Annotated in this window: 24 protein-coding genes; 12 read left to right on the top strand and 12 right to left on the bottom strand. The window is 66.2% G+C overall.

Annotated elements, in window-relative coordinates; genetic code table 11:
• Window positions 1–2 precede the first annotated feature (2 nt).
• The 3 genes from LRS03_RS01125 to LRS03_RS01115 all read left to right on the top strand — a co-directional run bounded on the left by LRS03_RS01125 (window position 3) and on the right by LRS03_RS01115 (window position 3,138).
• The gene (locus LRS03_RS01125; RefSeq protein ID WP_257823473.1) at window positions 3–791 is read left to right on the top strand and encodes a HEPN domain-containing protein; all 789 of its coding nucleotides are present in this window, start codon (window positions 3–5) and stop codon (window positions 789–791) included.
• A gap of 853 nt (window positions 792–1,644) precedes the next feature.
• On the top strand, window positions 1,645–1,821 hold the full coding sequence (locus LRS03_RS01120) for a hypothetical protein (RefSeq protein ID WP_257823472.1): 177 nt from the start codon (window positions 1,645–1,647) through the stop codon (window positions 1,819–1,821).
• 210 nt (window positions 1,822–2,031) lie between these two features.
• Window positions 2,032–3,138 (top strand): hypothetical protein, encoded by a 1,107-nt coding sequence (locus LRS03_RS01115; RefSeq protein WP_257823471.1) that lies wholly within the window; start codon window positions 2,032–2,034, stop codon window positions 3,136–3,138.
• A gap of 71 nt (window positions 3,139–3,209) precedes the next feature.
• Here LRS03_RS01115 and LRS03_RS01110 read toward each other — a convergent pair whose 3' ends face one another.
• The 5 genes from LRS03_RS01110 to LRS03_RS01090 form a co-directional block, all read right to left on the bottom strand.
• Window positions 3,210–3,638: a hypothetical protein gene (locus tag LRS03_RS01110; protein WP_257823470.1), complete on the bottom strand. Its 429-nt coding sequence runs from the start codon at window positions 3,636–3,638 to the stop codon at window positions 3,210–3,212.
• Window positions 3,635–3,859 (bottom strand): hypothetical protein, encoded by a 225-nt coding sequence (locus tag LRS03_RS01105; RefSeq protein WP_257823469.1) that lies wholly within the window; start codon window positions 3,857–3,859, stop codon window positions 3,635–3,637. Before LRS03_RS01105 ends, LRS03_RS01110 begins: the two co-directional genes overlap by 4 nt.
• Window positions 3,856–4,221 carry a hypothetical protein gene (locus LRS03_RS01100; RefSeq protein WP_257823468.1) on the bottom strand — a complete coding sequence of 122 codons (366 nt, stop codon included), beginning with the start codon at window positions 4,219–4,221 and terminating at the stop codon, window positions 3,856–3,858. The genes LRS03_RS01105 and LRS03_RS01100 overlap by 4 nt, the downstream gene beginning before the upstream one ends.
• Entirely contained in the window at window positions 4,218–4,478 is a 261-nt protein-coding gene (locus tag LRS03_RS01095) for a hypothetical protein (protein ID WP_257823467.1), read from the bottom strand. The genes LRS03_RS01100 and LRS03_RS01095 overlap by 4 nt, the downstream gene beginning before the upstream one ends.
• Before the next feature lie 193 nt (window positions 4,479–4,671).
• Window positions 4,672–5,532, bottom strand: coding sequence for a ComEC/Rec2 family competence protein (locus LRS03_RS01090; RefSeq protein ID WP_257823466.1), 861 nt, complete (start codon window positions 5,530–5,532; stop codon window positions 4,672–4,674).
• 46 nt (window positions 5,533–5,578) lie between these two features.
• Here LRS03_RS01090 and LRS03_RS01085 point away from each other — a divergent pair, with 46 nt between their 5' ends.
• Together LRS03_RS01085 and LRS03_RS01080 are read left to right on the top strand one after the other, a co-directional pair.
• Window positions 5,579–6,037, top strand: coding sequence for a RidA family protein (locus tag LRS03_RS01085; RefSeq protein WP_257823465.1), 459 nt, complete (start codon window positions 5,579–5,581; stop codon window positions 6,035–6,037).
• On the top strand, window positions 6,034–6,510 hold the full coding sequence (locus LRS03_RS01080) for a disulfide bond formation protein B (RefSeq protein WP_257823464.1): 477 nt from the start codon (window positions 6,034–6,036) through the stop codon (window positions 6,508–6,510). The genes LRS03_RS01085 and LRS03_RS01080 overlap by 4 nt, the downstream gene beginning before the upstream one ends.
• A gap of 15 nt (window positions 6,511–6,525) precedes the next feature.
• On the opposite strand, the gene LRS03_RS01075 is transcribed toward LRS03_RS01080, so the two are convergent.
• Together LRS03_RS01075 and LRS03_RS01070 are read right to left on the bottom strand one after the other, a co-directional pair.
• The gene (locus LRS03_RS01075) at window positions 6,526–7,497 is read right to left on the bottom strand and encodes a hypothetical protein (RefSeq protein WP_257823463.1); all 972 of its coding nucleotides are present in this window, start codon (window positions 7,495–7,497) and stop codon (window positions 6,526–6,528) included.
• Complete coding sequence (locus LRS03_RS01070; RefSeq protein WP_257823462.1) at window positions 7,494–8,183, bottom strand: hypothetical protein; 690 nt, start codon at window positions 8,181–8,183, stop codon at window positions 7,494–7,496. Before LRS03_RS01070 ends, LRS03_RS01075 begins: the two co-directional genes overlap by 4 nt.
• 208 nt (window positions 8,184–8,391) lie before the next feature.
• Here LRS03_RS01070 and LRS03_RS01065 point away from each other — a divergent pair, with 208 nt between their 5' ends.
• On the top strand, window positions 8,392–8,736 hold the full coding sequence (locus LRS03_RS01065; RefSeq protein ID WP_257823461.1) for a hypothetical protein: 345 nt from the start codon (window positions 8,392–8,394) through the stop codon (window positions 8,734–8,736).
• Between the two features lie 6 nt (window positions 8,737–8,742).
• On the opposite strand, the gene LRS03_RS01060 is transcribed toward LRS03_RS01065, so the two are convergent.
• From LRS03_RS01060 to LRS03_RS01040, 5 genes are read right to left on the bottom strand one after another with little or no spacing between them, the layout of a single operon-like run.
• Window positions 8,743–10,344 carry an MFS transporter gene (locus LRS03_RS01060; RefSeq protein ID WP_257823460.1) on the bottom strand — a complete coding sequence of 534 codons (1,602 nt, stop codon included), beginning with the start codon at window positions 10,342–10,344 and terminating at the stop codon, window positions 8,743–8,745.
• Between the two features lie 10 nt (window positions 10,345–10,354).
• A complete protein-coding gene (gene parC / locus LRS03_RS01055) occupies window positions 10,355–12,655 on the bottom strand; it encodes a DNA topoisomerase IV subunit A (RefSeq protein WP_257823459.1) in 2,301 nt (766 codons plus the stop codon).
• A gap of 6 nt (window positions 12,656–12,661) precedes the next feature.
• The gene (locus LRS03_RS01050; protein WP_257823458.1) at window positions 12,662–13,348 is read right to left on the bottom strand and encodes a lytic transglycosylase domain-containing protein; all 687 of its coding nucleotides are present in this window, start codon (window positions 13,346–13,348) and stop codon (window positions 12,662–12,664) included.
• 4 nt (window positions 13,349–13,352) lie between these two features.
• Entirely contained in the window at window positions 13,353–13,985 is a 633-nt protein-coding gene (locus LRS03_RS01045; protein ID WP_257823457.1) for a hypothetical protein, read from the bottom strand.
• A gap of 40 nt (window positions 13,986–14,025) precedes the next feature.
• Window positions 14,026–15,999 (bottom strand): DNA topoisomerase IV subunit B, encoded by a 1,974-nt coding sequence (locus LRS03_RS01040; RefSeq protein ID WP_257823456.1) that lies wholly within the window; start codon window positions 15,997–15,999, stop codon window positions 14,026–14,028.
• Window positions 16,000–16,059: 60 nt separating this feature from the next.
• On the opposite strand from LRS03_RS01040, the gene LRS03_RS01035 reads away from it, so the two are divergent.
• The 6 genes from LRS03_RS01035 to bamC all read left to right on the top strand — a co-directional run bounded on the left by LRS03_RS01035 (window position 16,060) and on the right by bamC (window position 20,935).
• The gene (locus tag LRS03_RS01035) at window positions 16,060–17,286 is read left to right on the top strand and encodes an MFS transporter (RefSeq protein ID WP_257823455.1); all 1,227 of its coding nucleotides are present in this window, start codon (window positions 16,060–16,062) and stop codon (window positions 17,284–17,286) included.
• A gap of 5 nt (window positions 17,287–17,291) precedes the next feature.
• Entirely contained in the window at window positions 17,292–17,417 is a 126-nt protein-coding gene (locus tag LRS03_RS01030; protein ID WP_257823454.1) for a hypothetical protein, read from the top strand.
• 10 nt (window positions 17,418–17,427) lie between these two features.
• Window positions 17,428–18,234: an SDR family oxidoreductase gene (locus LRS03_RS01025; protein WP_257823453.1), complete on the top strand. Its 807-nt coding sequence runs from the start codon at window positions 17,428–17,430 to the stop codon at window positions 18,232–18,234.
• On the top strand, window positions 18,231–18,791 hold the full coding sequence (locus tag LRS03_RS01020) for a class I SAM-dependent methyltransferase (protein ID WP_257823452.1): 561 nt from the start codon (window positions 18,231–18,233) through the stop codon (window positions 18,789–18,791). The genes LRS03_RS01025 and LRS03_RS01020 overlap by 4 nt, the downstream gene beginning before the upstream one ends.
• 25 nt (window positions 18,792–18,816) lie before the next feature.
• Window positions 18,817–19,698, top strand: a complete 882-nt coding sequence (gene dapA / locus LRS03_RS01015; RefSeq protein WP_257823451.1) for a 4-hydroxy-tetrahydrodipicolinate synthase — start codon at window positions 18,817–18,819, stop codon at window positions 19,696–19,698.
• A 94-nt stretch (window positions 19,699–19,792) separates the two neighbouring features.
• Window positions 19,793–20,935 carry an NlpB/DapX family lipoprotein gene (bamC, locus tag LRS03_RS01010; protein ID WP_257823450.1) on the top strand — a complete coding sequence of 381 codons (1,143 nt, stop codon included), beginning with the start codon at window positions 19,793–19,795 and terminating at the stop codon, window positions 20,933–20,935.
• Window positions 20,936–20,958: the final 23 nt, after the last annotated feature.

Genomic DNA, 20,958 nt, shown 5'->3' with positions numbered 1-20,958 from the left:
CCATGGCGGGGCCAGATCTTCAAGGGCCGCTGACCGACTTTCTCGCAAGAACGGCAGAGCTTCGCCGGATCGTCGCCGCGATTGAGTCACTTGGAAAGGACAGCAGCAAGCTGCAGACGACTAGAGGGGGAGTTGACCTTTCGTTGGTGGGCTCGACGTCGGCAAACACGGTCAACGCCATGTCGTTGGTTTTTCTCGCATCGAGCTTCGAAGAATTTGTTCGTGAAGAGCTCAAGCAGTGTGCTTCCGAGCTTTCGACAAAGTACCAAGGCCTCCCTGCAGAAACACGGCAAGCGGTACGCAGCGTTTATTGGGCGACGAGCCTGACGCGCCTGGGGTTCGTTAGGTCAATTCTCACGAAGGATAAACCTCAGGTCATTGATCCATTGGCCTTGGCCAAGCTCAGAGCTTTGATCGACGGCACTAAGGGCTTCGTGCTAGACGATGACCCCAGTCTCATAGACGCCTCAACCGTGGTTCATCATTCAAACAACTTCAAAGCCCACGTTGTTGATGATCTTTCGCGCCGAATTGGGATGCAGAGCCTCGTGGACAGCGCCAGTGAGAGCGCAAAGCTCAAGGCCTACTTCGGCACCAGTACCAAGGCAGATACTTCGAAACGAGTCCGCGCCAAGTTGAACGAGTTCTATGATCGGCGGAACGAAATTGTCCACTCCCTCAGCTCTGCTGCCGGGTACGGAGTAGATGCCGTTTTTGATTACTTCGTCTTCTTCGAGACACTAGCAGATTCGATTCGAGCCAGCCTCAGCAAGACGGTTGCGAGCTGGTAGAGGTGCACCCATCTGCGCAAGCCAGGTTCGGTGGAGGTCCTACGCTGACAGCGCACTGCATCGCGGATCGCGTCTAGTCTTCAACAGGGGAGTCGGCTACGGTCGCTAAGCGATCATCAAACGCTTGCTGAACTGTAGACAAGTAGGCAGAGGCCACGTGTCGCAATAGATGGCTTCTGCCGCAGCCGCTTCTCCTCGCGACCTCATCGATCCGTTCAAGCAACACTGTGGGCAACCTAAACGACACAGTGCGACCACGCGCTTGCCATTCTCGGGCGGCTACTTCGGCCTGGGCGGAGTGAACAGCTTCGCGGATGCTTTGTAGTGCGGCGGTGTGCGCCGAGGGTTTGCCGGTGCTTCTAGGAATCACTTCGGTGCAACCTGAAGTTTGGTTTGGCGGCCTTCAAACTGTATGTATTACACGGGGTGCTGCGGCAAAGTTCGCCAAGCCTGCTACTTCGATCCTGCACAGCGGCATCAGCTAGTTCCCCGGCCAGACTCCGCCTACCAATAATCGTTCGCGCGTCCAACCATCGATGCGGGCAGCGCCCAGCTCGACCCACTGGCAATGGCTTCCATTCAGGCTTGGCAGTCTCGACCTACCGGGGTCCTCAGATTGAACTTGTCAATGCGCTCTATGGCCTGCCGGTCCGGGATGCCCTGGTGACACCCTGGTGGCTCCGGGGAGCGGTCTGGCCACCACTGGGAGCCCTCCGCGGTACACCGAGCACCCGGCGTCAGCCCCACGTCACCACGACACGCGTAACGGTTGGGCGAAGCTGTGTACGCCGATCGCCGCCTCAATAGGATAGCTAATACCGCAACGTCGCGGCGCTATCGATTGATCCGAACTATGGCTACCTCCACCGTCAAGACTCCCGCAGAACCCAAGGTCAAGAAGCCGGCTCCGTCGCTCGTGGAGCGCACGAAGGCCCAACTCGCCGCTGCTGCGCTCCGCGGCAAGGTGACTGCGGACGAACTCGAAGCGCTCGCAGCACACATTGCGAAGCTGAAGGCGCTGGTCGCCTGAGCCTAGGCCGCGCGAACGGCGACGCGATCTAAAGCTTCCGCCGCCGTTCTTCATCCCAAAACTCAGCCACTCCAGGCGAGGCTCGGGAATAAGATAGAAGTAATCCGCAAAAGTGCAGCACCAGGGGCTGGGGTCGCCTACTTGTAATCCACTCTGGCTGCTTCGCGCTTGTTCTGCTGCGTTTGCTCTGTCTTGTTGTCGGTCTTCGCTATGCCTTACTCGCCGAACTTCTCTGATCCCCGCACTCGGCGCCGAGTTCGCTCTGCGCTGGCCTGGTCGTGGCTCTACCTGACTCCCACTCGGGCGCGCCGAGTTCCGAAGGAAACCCTCGACGCGGTCTTTGGCCCTTCGGGGAACAAGCAGGCGAAGTTCATTCGCGACGCCCTGCTTGTCAAGCAGCCCTGGTGGGATCCAGACGACTTCGGCGAGGTAAAGAGGTACCGGCTGAATGACGACGGCGCGCGCGCCCTTGCGTCTGCGATCGAGCTACCGGCCGATTCTGGTGACAGCATCCCGCAGCACGTCCGCGAGCATCTCGACACCGTCTATCCAGCCCTTGCCTCACTGCAGTTTGAGTACGTTGACCACGCTCCAGGTCGTCTGACCCATGGCCTACAGAATCTGAGACGCGAGGTAAAGCCAGTTCTGTGGCGCACGTTCGGGCTTCCGTACGACTACGACATCGTCGCTTGCAGTGCGAACGTGCTGGTGCAACTGGCCAAGCGTGCCGGCATGAAGCACGTACCGGTGCTGGACGAGTACCTAGAGGATCGAGCGGCTTGGCGGGAGCGGTTCGCAAAGATCGCAGGCGTGGAAGTGGAGATCGCCAAGAAGGCGATTACGTCCATCTTCACTGGAGCGCTGGTTGCCGAGAACGAGGACAGCTCAATCTTCCACATGGTTCATCGCCGCGCGGGGGCAGTCGCCGCACTACGCGATGACCCAGACTTTTCTCGGCTGTTCGCCGGTGTGAACAGCATGTGGCGCTGGCTGCGAATCGCTGAGGGCACGCAGCACCGTCGATCACTGGTCGACTTGCTAGAAGGTCACCACGGTACTCGTCCGACCGGATACCGTACCGGCCGCCAGAAATACGCGCTCTACGTCCGGCACGAGCGCCAAGTCATTGACGCGGTGCATGCGCACCTCAACAAGACCGGCAATCGGCACTTTCTGGAGCACGACGGTTGGCGCACCGAGCGGCCGATTGACGTAGAGCGAATGCGCGAGGTCATCAGGGACAGAACCGGGTTCACCCTGCAGATTGAGGCCAGGAGCCTTGTCTCCACCGGCGATCTCGCGGTTCGCGCGAACTAGCTCTTGGCTGCGCCGTCTAGCTTTGAGCCGCCAGCCAAGAAGTGAAAAGGGACCCTTGCAGGTCCCTTTGTTCACTCTTCTTCGCTGGCCTCCGAGTGGCATCTGTCGAGCGCGAAGCCACGGACGATGACGGTCCGGACGCTACCCTTTCGATGCTCTTGGAGAGGCACGTAGTGCCGGGGTGTTTCCTCGCCGACGTACGAGTTCGTCTCCTCCAGGATCGGCCATCGGTTCACATGCGCGTCGGCCTTCATGACGTACAACTTGTCGTTCGGGTAGCGACCGCGGGTGAAACGCATACCGCACCACACGAGCTTCATGCCCTCCGCATTCGACCGGGGCTTGAGTTGCTTCGAATCGCGCTTTGGCGCTGCAAAGTGAAGCGCCTCACGACGCTCACCTTCGCGCTGCACCCTTTCGCGCCTCTCAAGTTCCATCTCCTCTTGGGCGCTCAGCGGAGTGCCATAGCGCGCATGCAGGTCTTGAAGCGAGGCCTTCATCTCATTGCCTCCTGGCGAGCCGGATCGTTCTCCCAGTCCATCTTCTGCGCTCGAGCACGGGCGTTGCGAAGCTGGGCCATGAACTGGCCCGTTGTCATGGGCTCGTCGATCGGGAATCGAGCAGTGGCGTACCCGTACTCACTTGCGAAGAGCTTCGCAGTGATGACCACCCCGTGAATCGGGTCGTCATCCAGGCTCATCACGATCACTGGTGCGGTCATGGCTGCACCTCCTTGGCCTGGAGGCGAGCGACGAACCGGTCAATCATGAGAGCCACGTAGAACGTGAAGTCCGCGTCGTACGGCCTCCAAGCGGGATGCCGCTGCGCAGCTGCGTGCGCGGCCTCGAACCCATCGTGCTCGCCTTCAGACAGAAGGACGTTGCGCCCATCGATCAGTCGGAACGACTGGCTGAGGCCAGGCCGCACTTCGACAGTGACCTCGAAGTCCTGCGCGGACGACTTGGCCCGGTTGTCCCACTCGCGCACCATGCGAATCGTGCAGTGGAGCCCGTTGTAGGAGAACTCAGTTGGTGCGGTACTGACCTCCCAGCGATTGACACCAAGAATCTGCGGGCGCTTCATTGCTGACCCTCCTTGAGGGACACCGACGACGCAGCGAACGACTTCAGCGTGCCGCCGTCTTGCAGGTGCTTGCACCGTGCCGCCATGTTTCGCAGGGTCGACACCAGCTCTTCAAGCCCGTAGGTCGCGTCCAGGGGGAGCAGCTCGCACGCCCCGATCTTCTCGGTATCCGCGAAGATGGAGAGGTACGGAGTGTCTTGGTGGTCCTCGTCTTCGTAGAACTCGAAGCGGAAGGACACATCGTTCAGAGTAGCCATTGCATTTCCTTAGTCACACAGAGGGCGCGAGCGCCCATTGCCGGCCACTTGGGCCGGTGCCTGTGCTGACAAAGGAATGCGCCCCCTGAGGTGACGCTGCGGTCAGCGTGTCGACCGACGAAGTCAATCGACGGAGCGCAGATTAGCGGAGGTCCCGACTTCCCGCCGGACTATTTTTAGGATGACCAGCTGGTCAGTAACGTTCCACATCGTGGAATATCGCTACTTCTCTAAAAGTGACATGTACACCGCTGATCGACATCAGGTGCGCCACGCCGGTGTTGCGAAAGAGCTGCCAGTCCTCGCGCTCGATCGCCGACTGGTCGCCCACTGCCAGCGCGGCCAGCACGCCGGCCGCCCGTGGGTCGCTCACCGTGGCATCGATCGCATCGCGCACACGCTGCCGCAGGCGATCGACCCAGCGCCCGGCGCTCGCGTCGAGCAAGACCGGCGAGGCGCGCTCGTTGGCCCGCACGTAGCCGGTCGCACGGATGCCCTGTTCGAACAGATAGAGACCGTAGTCGAAGCCGTGCGGATTGAGGTTGCCGTGCGGCTGTCGCAGCCGCGCGGTGAAGCGCCAGCGCTGGCCGGCGCGCAGCGAGAGCTGCGGCTCGCTCAGGCCACCGTCCTCATGCCAGCCGACGTACCAGCCGAGCGACACGCGCGCCGGCACCCGCACCGGCTGCGCATCTTGCGTGGCCGCTTCAACGTCGAAGCGAAAACGCAGGCCGGCTGCCGAACGTTGGGGGAGGCTCGCGACCACGCCGACAAGCTGCACGTCCTGCCCTTCGATCGCGGCCGGCAGCGCGTCGGCGAGGCGCAGCGTCGCACGCCAGCCGCTCGCACCCACGCCAAGCGCGAGCGCTGCCACAAGCCACAGCAGCCGCAAGCGCGGCCAGCGCCACCCGATGGCGAACACGAGCAGCGCGCCCAGCACCGCCGCCTGATACGCCGCAGGCGCCATCAGCGCGCGCTCGTGCAACTGCACAGCCACGCCCGCCAGCCATGCCAAGCCCATGCCGATGGCATGCCAGGCTCCTTGTTTTCCTCCCATGGGTGCAGTGTAGGATTTGCGACCCTCACGAACGCCGGCCAATGCGATGTCTGTCTACGATCGTTTGAAGTCCCTGGGAATCGAGTTGCCCGCCGTCGGTGTGCCGGTGGCGGCCTACGTTCCCTTCGTGCGCACCGGCTCGCTGGTGTTCCTTTCGGGTCACATCGCCAAGCGCGACGGCAAACCCTGGGTCGGGCAGTTGGGCCGCGACCTCGACACCGCCACCGGCAAGCAGGCCGCACGCGCGGTGGCGATCGACCTGATGGGCACTCTGCATGCGGCCGTCGGCGACCTCGACAAGGTCAAGCGCATCGTGAAAGTCGTGAGCCTGGTCAACAGCACGCCCGACTACACAGAGCACCACCTGGTCACCAACGGCTGCAGCGAGCTGCTGGGCGAGGTGTTCGGCGCCAATGGCGTGCACGCCCGCGCCGCCTTCGGCGTGGCGCAGATCCCGCTCGGTGCGTGCGTCGAGATCGAGCTGATCGCCGAAGTCGACGCATGAAGGCGCTGCTGCAACGCCCGGGCCTGCTGCTGCTCGGCATCGCCGTGCTCAGCGTCGCCGGCGTGGGCGCGGCCCTCGTCTCGCAGCACGTCTACGGCATGGAGCCGTGCCCGTGGTGCATCCTGCAGCGGGTGATCTTCCTGGCCATCGCGCTGGTGTGCCTGGTCGGCTTCGCCTCGACCCGCATCGCCGGCGTGCTCGCCTTGGGGCTCGCGCTGTGCGGCGTCGCCGCCGCGCTGTGGCAGCACTTCCAGGCCGCCTCGTCGACCTCCTGCGCCCTCACCCTGGCCGACCGCATCGTGATCGCGACGAAGCTCGACAGCCTCTGGCCCGATGTCTTCCTCGCCCGTGCGAGCTGCGCCGATGCGGCGGTCACGCTGATGGGCATCTCGTACGACTTGTGGAGCCTCGCCCTCTTTGTGGTGGTGGGGGCAATGGCGGCCTGGGTGACCTTGTCGCCACCCAGGCGCTGACCGCAGTTCAGCGCCTCACTGGGCGGCTGCGGTCTTGTTGTCGGCGGGCGCTTCGGCACACTCCTCGCCCACCCCCAGCTGCCGGGGCACCGACATCAACCAGCCCCGCAAGGTCTTGAGAACCGCGCGGTCGCAGCGCTCCAGCACCGGCGTGGCGCGCTCCATCTTGACGGTGCCACCTTCCAGGTAGCGCACGGTCTTGTGGGGCTTGTCTTCAGAGGGCTGCGCTTGCGGGCCCTGGGCCAGTTCACCGAGCATCAGGTCGAACGATTCGGCGAACAGGTCGGCACTGACCTCCTTGAGCAGCCGGCCGTCGTCGGCCAGCCAGGCACCCGCGACGGGCGGCTTGTCGTCACCGGCCGGCAGCGGCGCGGAGACGACACGCACGACGTTCTGGTAGACGACCGGCGCACCCGCCTCCGGCCCGCGTACGACGAGCGCGTTGTCAAGCACCAGTGCGCGCTGGTCCTGCGTCATCGAGTAGACGGGGATCGTCTCGACGAGCCACTGCCGCGTCTCGGCCTCGCCCGCAGGCACGACGGTCTTGCCCGCACCGCGACGCGTCTTCGCCAGGCCCTGGGGCAGGAGCGTCGAGTGCGTGATGGTGTCGAGCGTCGGCTGGTAAGGCGCGAGCACCTTGTCGGCTGCCTCGCGGATGGCCGCCCGCTTCTTGTCTTGCACCGCACCCGACACCACGCCGTGCGCCACCACGGCGGCGAGCAGCCCGACCAGGTTGGGCGCGGGGTACAGCATGCCGTAGCGTCCCATGGTCGCGTCCTCGAAAGACGCCACGCCCTGGTAGGCCACCTTGTCGGCCGCCGGCGCGCGCACGAGCCAGGCGGTGTCGGCTGGCACCGGCCGGCGCAAGACGCCTGCCGCCAACGGCTCGTCGGCCGCGTGCGCATGAAGAGATGGCAACGCCAGCGCGAGCACCAGCACCCACACGCCGGCCTGCGGGAGCCGGCGAGCCTTCACCGAGCGGTTCATGGCGCCGCGAACGGCTTGATGATTTCGTCCTTGCCCAGTTCCAAGGTCTGGAAGTAGGCGTTGGTCAGGCCGGGAAACTTGGGCGGTTCGTCCCAGTTGCCATCGGCGGCGCGCACGATGCGCACCGGCTGGTACCACTCATAGGTGTTGGTGGCGAGGTTCACCAGGTAGCCCGCACCGGTGAAGACCGCGACCGGCGCGCCCGTCGGGATGTAGGCCGAATAGGGCCGCTCGATGCCAATCGACTGGATCTGGATCAGCAGCAGCTTGTCGACGTCATGGGTCTTCTTGAGCGACGCGAAGTCCTTCTTGGCGACGTTCGTGCCTTGCGCGGACGACGAGGGCAACGACTCCATGTCGATCGGCGCGTCGATGACGGTCACGGTTTTGTTCTTCTTGGCCAGGACCTGTGCCAGCTGTTTCTTCAGCTTGGCGACTTCATCCGAAGGCAGGGTCTGGGTGTGCACGGTCAGCGTGCGGTTGGCGGCGCTGGCGGTCGCCAAGCACAGCAGGCACCCCGCACCGGGGAACGAGGTGTCGACCTGTGGCACCGGTGACATGGCCACGCCGATGCGGCCGCTGGCAGCGGCGCCGGGTGCCAGTGCGATGGGGCCGCTCGGTGCCGAAGCACAACCGGTCAGCACAACGACGATGGCCGCGAGTGCGGCCTTGAAGACGAGTCTCATGGGATCTCCCTCAGGTTGAAAAAAATTCTTTGCCGCGATTCTCTCCGACGCCCGCGTGCATCGAATTGCGGGGATGCCCCGATGTCTCGAATAGGCATCAACACCCTCTTTCATCCGAGATGCCGTCGGCGATTCACAAGGTCTTGGTGGCGCTGCAACACGACGCGAAGTAAGCTGCCCTCATTCGTTGTCTCAAGGAGCACGCACCATGATGTGGCACTGGAATTCGCTCTGGGCCCCGGCGCCGGGTGACCCGCCCGCGATCGACGACCCGTCGCTCTGGCGAATGCCCTGGACACCCGAGCAGGCCATTGCGCTGCAGGCCCGCAGCTGGGAGGCGATGCTCAGCGCCACGCATTCGTGGTGGACGATGATGCTCTCGGCCTGGCCCGTGGCCAGCAGTTGGCCCTTGCCCGCCTGGAGCGGCGGCGCGGCCGACACGCAGGCAGCGACGGCAGGTGCCGAGCCCCTGGCGCTCGCCAAGCCCGCGAAGCAGACCGAAACCGCCGCCACCCCCGCGCCGCGCAAGCGCACCGCCGCGCGCAAGCGCTGATCGCGGTCAGTCCATCGCTTCGGCCAGGCTGCGTGTGAGGCGCGGCGGCTCCGCACCGATGTGGAAGGCCAGGCGGCGCTCGCGCAGCGCCACGTCGTACGCCGTCACGCGGTCGAAGCGGCGCAGGTGCTCGATCCACGATTCGTCGAGCATGTGCTCGACGTAGCGGCCGGGCACTGTCGCATCGCGGAAGACCTCGCACGACAGCGCGCCCTGGCGCAGGCGGCTGCTGCGCGTCTCGCGCATCACGGCCATGAAGTCGTCGGCGCGGGCCGGGTCGATCAGGTACTCGATGGTCGTCATGACCGGGCCTTCGTGCCCTTGCACGCCCGGCGGCATGTCGGGCGCCTTCCACGCGCTGGACGGCGTGAGGTCTTCGGAGTCGGCTTCGCCGCGCGGCTTGTAGCGGATCACCGCGAGCATCAGCACCACCCCGCCGATCGCCGCGACGACGATGCTCGCGCGCACGCTGCTGAAGGTGGCCACCTGGCCCCAGATCGCCGCACCGATGCCGCCGCCGCCCATCAGCGCCATCTGGTAGACCGACATGCCACGCGCCCGCACCCAGTTGGGCAGTGTGAGCTGCGCCGAGACGGCCAGCGAGTTGGCCACCGAGATGACCGTCATGCCGTTGACCATCATGGCCGGGGCCGCGACATAGATGTTCGGCGCGAAGGCCACCACGAGCATGGCCACCGCCTGGATCAGCGTGCCGTTGCGCACCAGCCGGTCGCCATCCATCACCGAGCGGATGCGCGCCATCATGAGCGCCGCGATCACCGCACCCGCGCCCATCGCGGCCAGCAGCAAGGTGAAGGTGCCGGCGTCGCCACCGGGCATCTGCCGCGCCACCAGCGGCAGTAGCGACGTCACCGCGACGGCCTGCAGGAAAAACGCCGACACCCGGAACAACACCGCACGCATCGCCTGCGACTGCCGCACGTAGGTGAGCCCCACGCGGATGGCGCCGAAGAAGCGCTCGGCCGGAAGCGCACTCGCCTTCGGCGCCGTCTTCCAGCGCATGATGACGAAGCCGCAGGCCACCGACAGCACCGCATTCAGCGCGAAGACATACGCACTGCCCAGGCTCGCAATCAGCGCCCCGGCGAGGATGGGCCCGAAGATGCGCGAGGCGTTCATCGCCAGGCCGTTGAGCGCCAGCGCCGACGGCAGCTGATGCCGCGGGATCAGCTCGGGGATCACCGCCGAAAACACCGGCCAGCGCATCGCGAAGCCGATGCCGTTGGCGAAGGTCAGCAGCAGCAAGAGCGGTGCGCCCATGTGGCCGCTCAAGGTGGCGATGCACAGCAGCACCCCCACGATCGCGACCCAGAACTGCGTGAAGATGAAGTACTTGCGCCGATCGAGGATGTCGGCCAGCGCCCCGCTCGGCACGCCGAGAAAGAACACCGGCAAGGTCGAGGCGGACTGCACCAGCGCCACCATGATCGGCGAGGTGGTGAGCGTGGTCATCATCCACGCCGCCGCCACGTCGTTCATCCACATGCAGACGTTTGCCGTGAGCCACACGCTCCACAGCATGCGGAACACCGGCTGGCGCAGCGGCGCCCAAGGGGATTCGGGCGAGGGCTGGGCCGCTGTCTGCATCAGCTCGTTTTTACCCCAGGCTCAATACCCGATGCGGCTTCATCCCGGCGTCGAGCGCCTTGCCCTTGCGTGCGCGCTTGCCGGCGTAGACCGCCAGCGAGGCGCCCTTGAGTTCTTCTTCCTTGGCCTTGCCGCCACGGCCGGTGCCGAGCACCTTCACGCCGCTCGCACAGCTGGCCACCGAGACCAGCGGGTCCTTCGCGTCGACATCCATCAGCGTCAAGCCGCGGCCCCCCTTGGGCTGCAGCTTCAGCTCCTGCAGCGGGAAGGCCAGCAGCCGCCCGCTCATCGACAGGCACACCACCTGCGTGTGCCCCACGACCAGCGGCACCGGCGGCAGCACCTTGTCGTCGGCCTCCAGCGAAAGGAAGCTCTTGCCGCCGCGCTGGCGGCTCACCATGTCGCCCACTTGCGCGAGCAGGCCGAAGCCACCAGTGTTCGACAGCAGCAGCGTCGTATCAGGCGCCGCCGCAAAGTAGTGCAGCGGCTGCGTGCCCGATTCGAGGTCGATCAGCGTCGTGATGGGCTGGCCGTCGCCTCGCCCGCCAGGCAGCTGGGCGACCGCCGTGGAGTACACACGCCCATTGCTGCCGAAGACGAGCAGCGAGTCGACCGTGCGGCAGGGGAACACGCCATAGAGGCCGTCGCCGGCCTTGAACGCCAGCGCGGCCGCATCGACCTCGTGGCCCTTGAGCGCCCGCACCCAGCCCTTCAGGCTCACCACCACCGTCACCGGCTCGTCGATCACCTTGATCTCGGCCACCGCCTTCTTCTCGGCCTGGATCAGCGTGCGGCGGTCGTCGCCGTATTGCTTGGCGTCGGCCTCGATCTCCTTGATGAGGGTGCGCTTGAGCGTGGCCGGCGAGTTGAGGATGTCTTCGAGCTTGCCCTGCTCCTCGCGCAGCGTCTTGAGCTCCTGCTCGATCTTGATGGCCTCCAGCCGCGCCAACTGGCGCAGACGTATTTCGAGGATGTCTTCGGCCTGCCGGTCGCTCAAGCGGAACCGCTCGATCAGCGCAGGCTTGGGCTCGTCCGAGTGACGGATGATGCGGATCACCTCGTCGATGTTGAGCAGCACCAGCTGCCGCCCTTCGAGGATGTGGATGCGCGCGAGCACCTTGTCGAGCCGGAACTGCGAGCGTCGCTGCACCGTCTCGGCCCGGAAGGCCACCCACTCGGCCAGCATCTGGCGCAGGCTTTTCTGCGTGGGCCGGCCATCGGCGCCGATCATCGTGAGGTTGATCGGGGCCGAGGTTTCCAGGCTCGTGTGCGCCAGCAAGGTCTGGATCAACTCTTCCTGGCTGATGCGGCTGGTCTTGGGTTCGAAGACGAGGCGCACGGGGGCATCTTTGCTGGCTTCGTCGCGCACCGCGTCGAGCACCGAGAGCACCGTGGTCTTGAGCTGCACCTGCTCGGCGGCGAGCGCCTTCTTGCCGGCCTTGACCTTCGGATTGGTCAGCTCCTCGATCTCTTCGAGCACCTTCTGCGAGCTGGTGCCCGGCGGCAACTCGGTGACCACGAGCTGCCACTGGCCGCGAGCCAGGTCTTCGATCTTCCAGCGCGCCCGCACCTTGAGGCTGCCGCGGCCGGTGGCATAGGCCGCGCGGATGTCGGCTGCGTCGCTGATGATCTGGCCGCCACCGGCGTAGTCGGGGCCGGGGATGAGGTTCGCCAGATCCTCGTCGTTGAGCTTGTCGTTGCGGATCATCGCGACGGCCGCCGCCGCCACCTCGCGCAGGTTGTGCGATGGCACTTCGGTCGCAAGGCCGACCGCGATGCCGCTCGCGCCGTTGAGCAGCACGAACGGCAGGCGCGCCGGCAACTGCTTCGGCTCCTGCTCCGAGCCGTCGTAGTTGGGCGCGAAGTCGACCGTGCCCTCGTCCAGCTCGTCGAGCAGCAGGCGCGAGATGGGGGCGAGGCGCGCTTCGGTGTAGCGCATGGCCGCCGCGCCGTCGCCATCGCGCGAGCCGAAGTTGCCCTGGCCGTCGACGAGCGGGTAGCGCTGCGAGAAGTCCTGCGCCATGCGCACCATCGCGTCATACGCCGCCTGGTCGCCGTGCGGGTGGTACTTGCCGAGCACATCGCCCACCACACGCGCACTTTTCACCGGGCGCGCACCAGCCGTGCCGGTGAAGCTCAGGCCCATGCGCTCCATCGCGTAGAGGATGCGGCGCTGCACCGGCTTCTGGCCGTCGCAGACGTCGGGCAGCGCTCGGCCCTTCACCACGCTCAGGGCGTATTCGAGGTACGCACGCTCGGCGTAGTGGGCCAGCGTGATGGCGTCGGGGTTAGCGGTGGTGTCTGGTTCCATGTCGTTCTAGTTCGGGGCCGAGGCAGGCGGGAGCGGCCCATGCATCTGCAGTTCACGGGCGCTGTGCGGCAGCTTGTTCTGCAGCAGCGCCCAATAGAGTTCGAGCACCAGGTGCACATGCGCCTGGGTCTCGGCGATCGGCGGCATGCCGCCGCCGTGTTTCATCACCGTGCCCACACCCGCGTTCCATGCGGCGAGTGCCACGTCGATGCGGCCGAAGCGGTGCATCAGCTTCGACAGCAGCCGCGCGCCGGTGTGGATGTTGTGCCTGGGGTCGAGCAGGCGTTGGGCTTCTTCGGCACGCGCCTCGGGCGTGGCACCGGTGGGCATGATCTGCATCAGGCCCACCGCGCCCTTCGGCGACACGGCGCCGGGCTTGAAGCCCGACTCGACCGCGATGATGGCCTTGAGCAGCTCAATGTCGACACCATGCGTCTTCGCGGCATCTCGCAAGATGGCTTGCAGCGACTTCACTTCGGGTGCGAAGTCCAGCCAGGTGAGAAGGCCGCCGGCACCGTCGGTCTTGCCGGGCACACGCTGGCCCGCCGTGTTGCCGAGCACGAGGTGGTAGCGTGAATCGACCTGCGTCGGCGCCACGTGCGCCACGCCGTTGCCGTCGACATAGCCCCACAGCTCGGCCTGGCACACCAGCGGCGTGCTGACCATCACGGCGAGGCACCAGGCGCGGTTCATGGCCTCAGGCTCGCGTGGCCCACCACCACAGCGCGACGGCAAACACGCCCTGCGCGGCGGCAACCAGGGTGAAGATGGTCCATTCGGGCTCCACCTGCTCGGCCATGCGCTGCACGGCCCAGGCGCGCAGCGGCTCTTCGCGCAACTGGCCGTTGACCACGGCATCGCTCGGGCCGGCCTCGGCGAAGCTGCGGTCGAGCTTGTCGACGTAGTGCACGCCCAGGCGGCGCAAGGGCCGGGGGATCACCGAGCCGTCGTCGCCGAGGAACTGGCGGAATCCGGCCGCCAGCTTTCCGGGCGTGCCGAGCAGCTGCACCACGGAGCCGGGGCGCTTGGACTCGGCCGTGCGGATGAAGCGACCCACCGTCTGGTCGAACAGCAAGCCGCCATGCGCGTCGGTGAGATTGGCGAGCACGCGCATCACGCCACGCTGGTGCCCCGCGAGCACGTAGAACACCAGCGCGACCAGGCAGCCGGCCATCGCGAGCAAGGTGAGCCCGGCGCCGGCGGGCAACACCATCACCAGCACGAGCAGCACGGCGCCGCTCAACAGCACGCCGGCCGCCCCGCATTTCGCCACCTCGGCAAGGTAGTGGACCCCATTGCCGAGCAATGGCTTGACGACATCCATGTTCATGGCCTGACCTCCCCGTGTTGTGAATCGCAGCGTGTGTGGATCAGACGTCCACTTCTACGTCGTCGCCATGCAGCTCCATCAGCTCGCGGCGGGCGGCAGCCTCGCCCTTGCCCATGAGCTTGGTCAGCGAGTCGGTGGTGGCGACGAAGTCAAGCGCACCGAACTCCACCTTCAGCAGGCGGCGCGTGTCGGGGTTCAAGGTCGTGTCCCACAGCTGCTCGGCGTTCATTTCGCCCAGGCCCTTGAAGCGGCCGATGGTCCAGCTGTTTTCGCGGGCGCCTTCCTTGCGCAGCTTGTCGAGCGTGGCGGTGAGTTCGCCTTCGTCCAACGCGTAGATCTTGGCCGCCGGTTTTTTGCCACGGGCCGGCGCGTCGACGCGGAAGAGCGGCGGCTTGGCCACGTACACATGGCCCTTTTCGATGAGCTTCGGGAAGTGGCGGAAGAAAAGCGTCAGCAGCAGCACCTGGATGTGCGAACCGTCGACGTCGGCGTCCGACAGGATGCAGACCTTGCCGTAGCGCAGGCCCGAGAGATCGACCTCGTCGTTCGGGCCGTGCGGGTCGACGCCGATCGCCACCGAGATGTCGTGGATCTCGTTGTTGGCGAAAAGACGGTCGCGCTCGACTTCCCACGCGTTGAGCACCTTGCCGCGCAAAGGCAGCACGGCTTGCGTTTCCTTGTTGCGGCCCATCTTGGCGCTGCCACCGGCCGAGTCACCCTCCACCAGGAAGATTTCGTTGAGCGTGAGGTCGCGGTTCTCGCAATCGGTCAATTTGCCCGGCAACACGGCCACGCCCGAGCCCTTGCGTTTCTCGACCTTCTGGCTCGCGCGCTGGCGCGTCTGTGCCTGCTTGATGACGAGTTCGGCGAGTTTTTTGCCGAGGTCCACATGCTGGTTGAGCCACAGCTCCAGCGCGGGCTTGACGTAGGTGGAGACGAGCCGCAGCGCATCGCGGCTGTTGAGCCGCTCCTTGATCTGGCCCTGGAATTGCGGGTCGAGCACCTTGGCGCTCAGCACGAAGCTCGCCCGCGAGAACACGTCTTCGGGCATCAGCTTCACGCCCTTGGGCAGGAGGCTGTGAAGCTCGATGAAGCCCTTCACCGCACCGAAGAGACCGTCCTTCAAGCCCGACTCGTGCGTACCGCCGTTCACCGTGGGGATCAGGTTGACGTAGCTTTCGCGCATCGGCGCGCCGTCTTCGGTGAAGGCCACGCACCAGGCGGCGCCCTCGCCTTCGGCGAAGTTCTCGGTCTCGCCCTTGTCGGCGTAGTGCTCGCCTTCGAAGAGCGGGATCACCGGGTCGGCCGGCAGCGTCTGCATCAGGTAGTCGCGCAGGCCGCCCTTGTACGTCCAGGTGAGCACCTCGCCGGTCTTCTCGACGGTGAGCGTGACCGTCACGCCGGGCATCAGCACCGCCTTGCTGCGCAAGAGATGGATCAGCTCGGCCTTGGGAAAGTCGGCACTCTCGAAGTACTTGGCATCCGGCCAGGCGCGCACCGTGGTGCCCGACTTGCGGTCGGCGTTGGTGGCCTTGCGCACCTTGAGCGGCTCGATCACGTCGCCACCCGAGAAGGTGATGCTCGCCACCTGCCCTTCGCGCCACACGTGCACTTCGAGCCGTTTGGCGAGCGCGTTGGTCACGCTCACACCCACGCCGTGCAGGCCGCCCGAGAAGCTGTAGGCACCGCCCGAGCCCTTGTCGAACTTGCCGCCGGCATGCAGCCGTGTGAACACGATCTCGACGACCGGCACCTTCTCTTCCGGATGCTTGCCGAAGGGGATGCCGCGGCCATCGTCCTGCACGCTGACCGAGGTGTCGATGTGCAGGGTGACGTCGATGCGCTTGCCGTAGCCGGCCAGGGCCTCGTCAGCCGCGTTGTCGATGACTTCCTGGATGATGTGCAGCGGGTTGTCGGTGCGGGTGTACATGCCCGGCCGCTGCTTCACGGGCTCCAGGCCCTTGAGCACGCGGATCGACGCTTCGCCGTAGTTGTCGCTGGGTTTGGTAGCCATAGGCGGCGGATTCTAGGAGCGTCCCCAGCAAGGCCCCCTTGAAATGGCTACAGTGCCCCGATGACCGCCGTTGCCGCCACGCCGCCCGCCCCGCTCTCCATGAAACAGGTGCTGCTGTGCGGCGCGCTGATCGTCACGCTCTCGATGGGCATCCGCCACGGCTTCGGGCTGTGGCTGCGGCCGATCACGATGGACCGGGGATGGTCACGCGAGACCTTCGCGTTCGCGCTCGCGATCCAGAACCTCGCCTGGGGCCTGGCCGGGCCGTTCGCGGGCATGCTGGCCGACCGCTTCGGCGCGTTCCGTGTGCTGGTCGTAGGGAGCTTGCTCTACGCGGCCGGGCTGGTGCTGATGGCGGTGTCGACCTCGGGGCTGGCCTTCACCGGCAGTGCCGGCCTGATCCTCGGCATGGCGCAGTCGGGCACCACCTATGCGGTGGTCTACGGCGTGATCGGCCGCAATGTGGCGCCCGACAAACGCAGCTGGGCGATGGGCGTGGCAGCCGCCGCCGGCTCGTTCGGCCAGTTCCTGATGGTGCCGGTGGAGAACTGGCTGATCGCCGGCGTCGGCTGGCAGAACGCGCTCTTCCTGCTGGGCTGCCTGGCGCTTGCGATCGTGCCGCTGGCCTTCGGCTTGAAGGAACCCAAGGCCGCGCCGTTGGCCGGCGCACACCAGCAGAGCATCGGGCACGCGCTGCGCGAGGCCTTCGGCTACCCGAGCTTCCAGCTGCTGATGGCGGGCTATTTCGTCTGCGGCTTCCAGGTGGTGTTCATCGGTGTGCACATGCCGAGCTACCTGAAGGACAACGGGCTCACACCCAACGTCGCGACCACCGCGCTGGCGCTCATCGGCCTCTTCAACGTCTTCGGCACCTACGCCGCCGGCTCGCTCGGCCAGCGCATGCAGAAGAAGTACATCCTGTCGGCGATCTACGCCTTGCGCTCAGTCGCCATCGTCATCTTCTTGAGCGTGCCGCTCACGCCGTGGAGCGTCTACATCTTCGCGTCCGTCATGGGCTTCCTGTGGCTGTCGACCGTGCCGCCCACGAATGCGGTGATCGCGCAGATCTTCGGCGTGCAGTACATGTCGATGCTGGGCGGCTTCGTGTTCCTGAGCCACCAGATCGGCTCCTTCCTCGGCGTGTGGCTGGGCGGCAAGCTCTACGACACAACGGGCAGCTACGACGTGGTGTGGTGGATCGCGGTGGCGCTCGGCATCTTTGCGGCGCTCGTCAACCTGCCGGTGCGTGAGGCGGCGATCGTGCGCCGAGCACCGGCCCCAGCCTGAGCGCCATGACTCGCGGACGCCGACTCGCCCTCTGGAGCGTCGTCACGCTGGTGCTGCTGTCGGTGTTTGCCGCCTACCTGCGGCCCGATCTCGCGTTCACACTCGCGAATCAGCTTTGGAACTGCTTCTAAACACAACACCATGAACGTGATCGTGATCACGGGTGCCTCCGAGGGCATCGGCGCAGAAATGGCGCGCCAGTGGGCGCAACGCGGCGGCGCGCAGCAAGCGCTGGTGCTCGCGGCTCGCAACATCGACAAGCTCAACGAGGTGGCGGCGCAATGCCGGCAGCACGGCGCGCAGGTTTTGGTGCAGCGCTGCGACGTGGGCGTGCAGGCCGACTGCGAAGCCCTCGTCACCGCGACGATCAACACCTTCGGCCGGCTCGACACCCTGGTCAATAACGCCGGCATGTCAGCGCAGGCGCTCTTCGGCGAGGTCCGCGACCTCGCGTGGTACGAGACGCTGATGCGCATCAACCACTGGGGCAGCGTGTGGTGCACACACGCGGCGCTGCCGCACCTCAAGGCGGCGAAGGGGCGCATCGTGGCCGTGTCCAGCCTGGCCGGGCTGGTTGGCGTGCCGGGGCGTACGGCGTATTGCTCGACCAAGTTTGCGATGACCGGCTTCTTCGAAGCGCTGCGCACCGAGCTGGTGGCGGCCGGCGTCAGCGTGACACTCGCCTACCCGGGTGTCGTGGCCACCGAGATCCGATACCGCGGCTTCAATGCCGCCGGCGAGGCAGCGGGCAAGAGCGGGCTCGACGAGCGCGGCGCGATGACGGTCGAGACCTGCGCGCGCCTCATCATCGACGGCGCCGAGTCGCGCAAGCGTGAAGTCGTGATGACGGCCAAAGGCAAGCTCGGGCGCTGGCTCAAGCTGCTGGTGCCGGGCATGGTGGATTCGCTCGCGCTCAAGGCCTTGAACCAGCACGCTCGCCCGCAATGACGTCGGTGGCCTCATCGTGGGTGCAGCGCTGGTCGCACCTGGTGCCCCCAGACGCGACGGTGCTCGACGTGGCCTGTGGATCGGGGCGGCATGTGCGCTGGTTCGCCGCACGGGGCGCTCGCGTGACCGGGGTGGACCGGGATGCCACAGCCGCCGAGCCCCTGCGCGACCTGGCGGAGATCGTCGTCGCCGACATCGAACACGGCGCATGGCCCTTTGCCGGCCGGCGCTTCGATGCCGTGGTCGTCACCCACTACCTGTGGCGAGCACTGCTGCCCGTGCTCGTCGGCAGCGTCGCCGACGGTGGCGTTCTGATCTACGAGACATTCGCCGACGGCAACCAGACCATCGGCAAGCCCTCGAACCCCGATTTCCTGCTGCGCCCCGGTGAGCTGCTGCAGGCCGTGTCCGGCCTGCGCGTGATTGCCTATGAAGATGGTTTTGTCGATAACCCCGAGCGATTCGTGCAGCGCATCACGGCGATGCGCCTCGGTGACGGGAGTCCTCTCCATCCACGGCTCCGGCTGAGCCCGGGAGCGGGAGCGGCCGACGGCTAAAATCTCCCGATTCCGAGGACCCCCCATGAAACCCATCGTTGGCAGCATCGTGGCGCTCGTCACGCCCATGCACGAAGACGGCAGCGTCGACTACGACGGCCTGCGCAGCCTGATCGACTGGCACATCGCCGAAGGCACCGACTGCATCGGCGTGGTCGGCACCACCGGCGAGTCACCGACGGTGTCGGTCGAAGAGCACTGCGAAATCATCCGCGTGGCCGTGCAGCATGCCAAAGGCCGTGTGCCCATCATGGCCGGCACCGGCGGCAACTCCACCCGCGAGGCGATCGAACTGTCGCGCTTTGCCAAAGAGGTGGGCGCCGATTGCACGCTGTCGGTCGTGCCCTACTACAACAAGCCTTCGCAGGACGGCATCTACGCGCACTTCAAGGCCATCGCCGAAGCGGTCGACGTGCCGATGGTGCTGTACAACGTGCCCGGCCGCACGGTGGCCGACATGCTGCCCGAGACCACGCTCAAGCTGGCGCAGGTGCCGGGCGTCATCGGCATCAAAGAGGCCACCGGCAACATCGAGCGCGCCTGCCAGCTGATCAAGCAGGCCCCCAAGGGCTTCTCGATCTATTCCGGCGACGACCCGACCGCCATCGCGCTGATGCTGCTCGGCGGCCACGGCAACGTGAGCGTCACCGCCAACGTGGCCCCGCGTGCCATGCACGAGCTGTGCAAGGCGGCGCTGGCCGGCCAGGTGCGCGAAGCCACCGCCATCCACCTGAAGCTACTGGGCCTGCACAAGAACCTGTTTGTTGAATCGAGCCCGACGCCCACCAAGTGGGCCTTGTCGCGACTGGGCCGGTGCGGGCCCACGGTGCGCCTTCCGATCCTGCCTTTGAGCCCCGCCGGCCAGTCCGCCGTGGAACAAGCACTGCGCGAAGCGGGTCTGTTGTGAGCCGAGGCCGCCGCCTGCGACCCAGGCGCGGCGTTTCCTTCCCTGTCACCCACGGCTCCACGGCCCCATCCGGCCCGGCCCGCTCCCTACGGAGATGTTCAACGTGATTCGTGTTCCCCTCAGTTCCCTGGCCACGGCCACGGCCTTGCTGTGCACCCTGACCGCCTGTTCCTCGCTCGACAACCTGGCCTCCGGTGACAAGATCGACTACCGCACGGCCAAGACCAAGGCGACGCCGCTCGAAGTGCCCCCCGACCTGACGCAACTCGCCGTCGACCCCCGCTACGCGCCGACCGCAGGTGTCATCAGCGCCGCCCAGCTGCAGGCGCCAGGGGTTGCGGCGTCTGCACCGGTCACCAACCAGGTGGCGCCCACGGCGCTGGGCGACGTGCGCCTGGAGCGCCAGGGCAACCTGCGTTTCCTGAGCACCAACATCCCGACCGACCAGCTGTGGCCCCTGCTGCAGGAGTTCTGGAAAGAGCGCGGCCTCGCGCTCACCGTCGACCAGCCAGACGTCGGCGTGATGGAGACGGTGTGGTCCGAGAACCGCGCCAAGCTGTCCGACGACTTCATCCGCCGCTCGATCGGCAAGGTGTTCGACTCGCTCTACGACACCGGCGAGCGCGACAAGTACCGCACCCGTGTCGAACGCAGCGAGCGTGGCACCGACATCTACATCTCGCACCGCGGGATGGAAGAGGTCTATGCCAGCCAGCTGAAAGACCAAACCACCTGGAAGCCGCGCCCCAGCGACCCGACGCTCGAAGGCGAGATGCTTTCGCGCCTGTTGATCAAGCTGGGTGCCAAGGGTGAGGCAGCCAAGGCGGCAGTCGCTCAAGCCGCTGCCACCACCTCGGCGACCGGCGCGAACGCCCGCGCCCGCGCGCTTGCCGGGCGCCCCGCCGCGACCCTGCAGCTCGACGAAAGCTTCGACCGCGCCTGGCGCCGTGTCGGCCTGGCACTCGACCGCAGCGGCTTCACGGTGGAAGACCGGGACCGCGCCCAGGGCCTGTACTTCGTGCGCTACGTTGACCCAGCCCAGGCCGGCAAGGAAGAGCCCGGCTTCTTCGCCAAGCTTTTCACCGACGCCAAGCTGAGCGGCCCCACGCGTTACCGCGTCAACGTGAAGGCCGAAGGCGACGTGAGCACCGTGTCGGTGTATGACGCCAAGGGCCAACCGGAAAACGGCGATGCCGGCCAACGCATCGTCAAGCTGCTGGTCGACGACCTGAAGTAGCCGTCGCTCGGGCATCCTGAGGC

The sequence above is a fragment of the Rhizobacter sp. J219 genome, assembly GCF_024700055.1.
GTDB lineage: Bacteria > Pseudomonadota > Gammaproteobacteria > Burkholderiales > Burkholderiaceae_C > Rhizobacter.
This window is presented reverse-complemented; position numbering and strand designations above follow the sequence as displayed.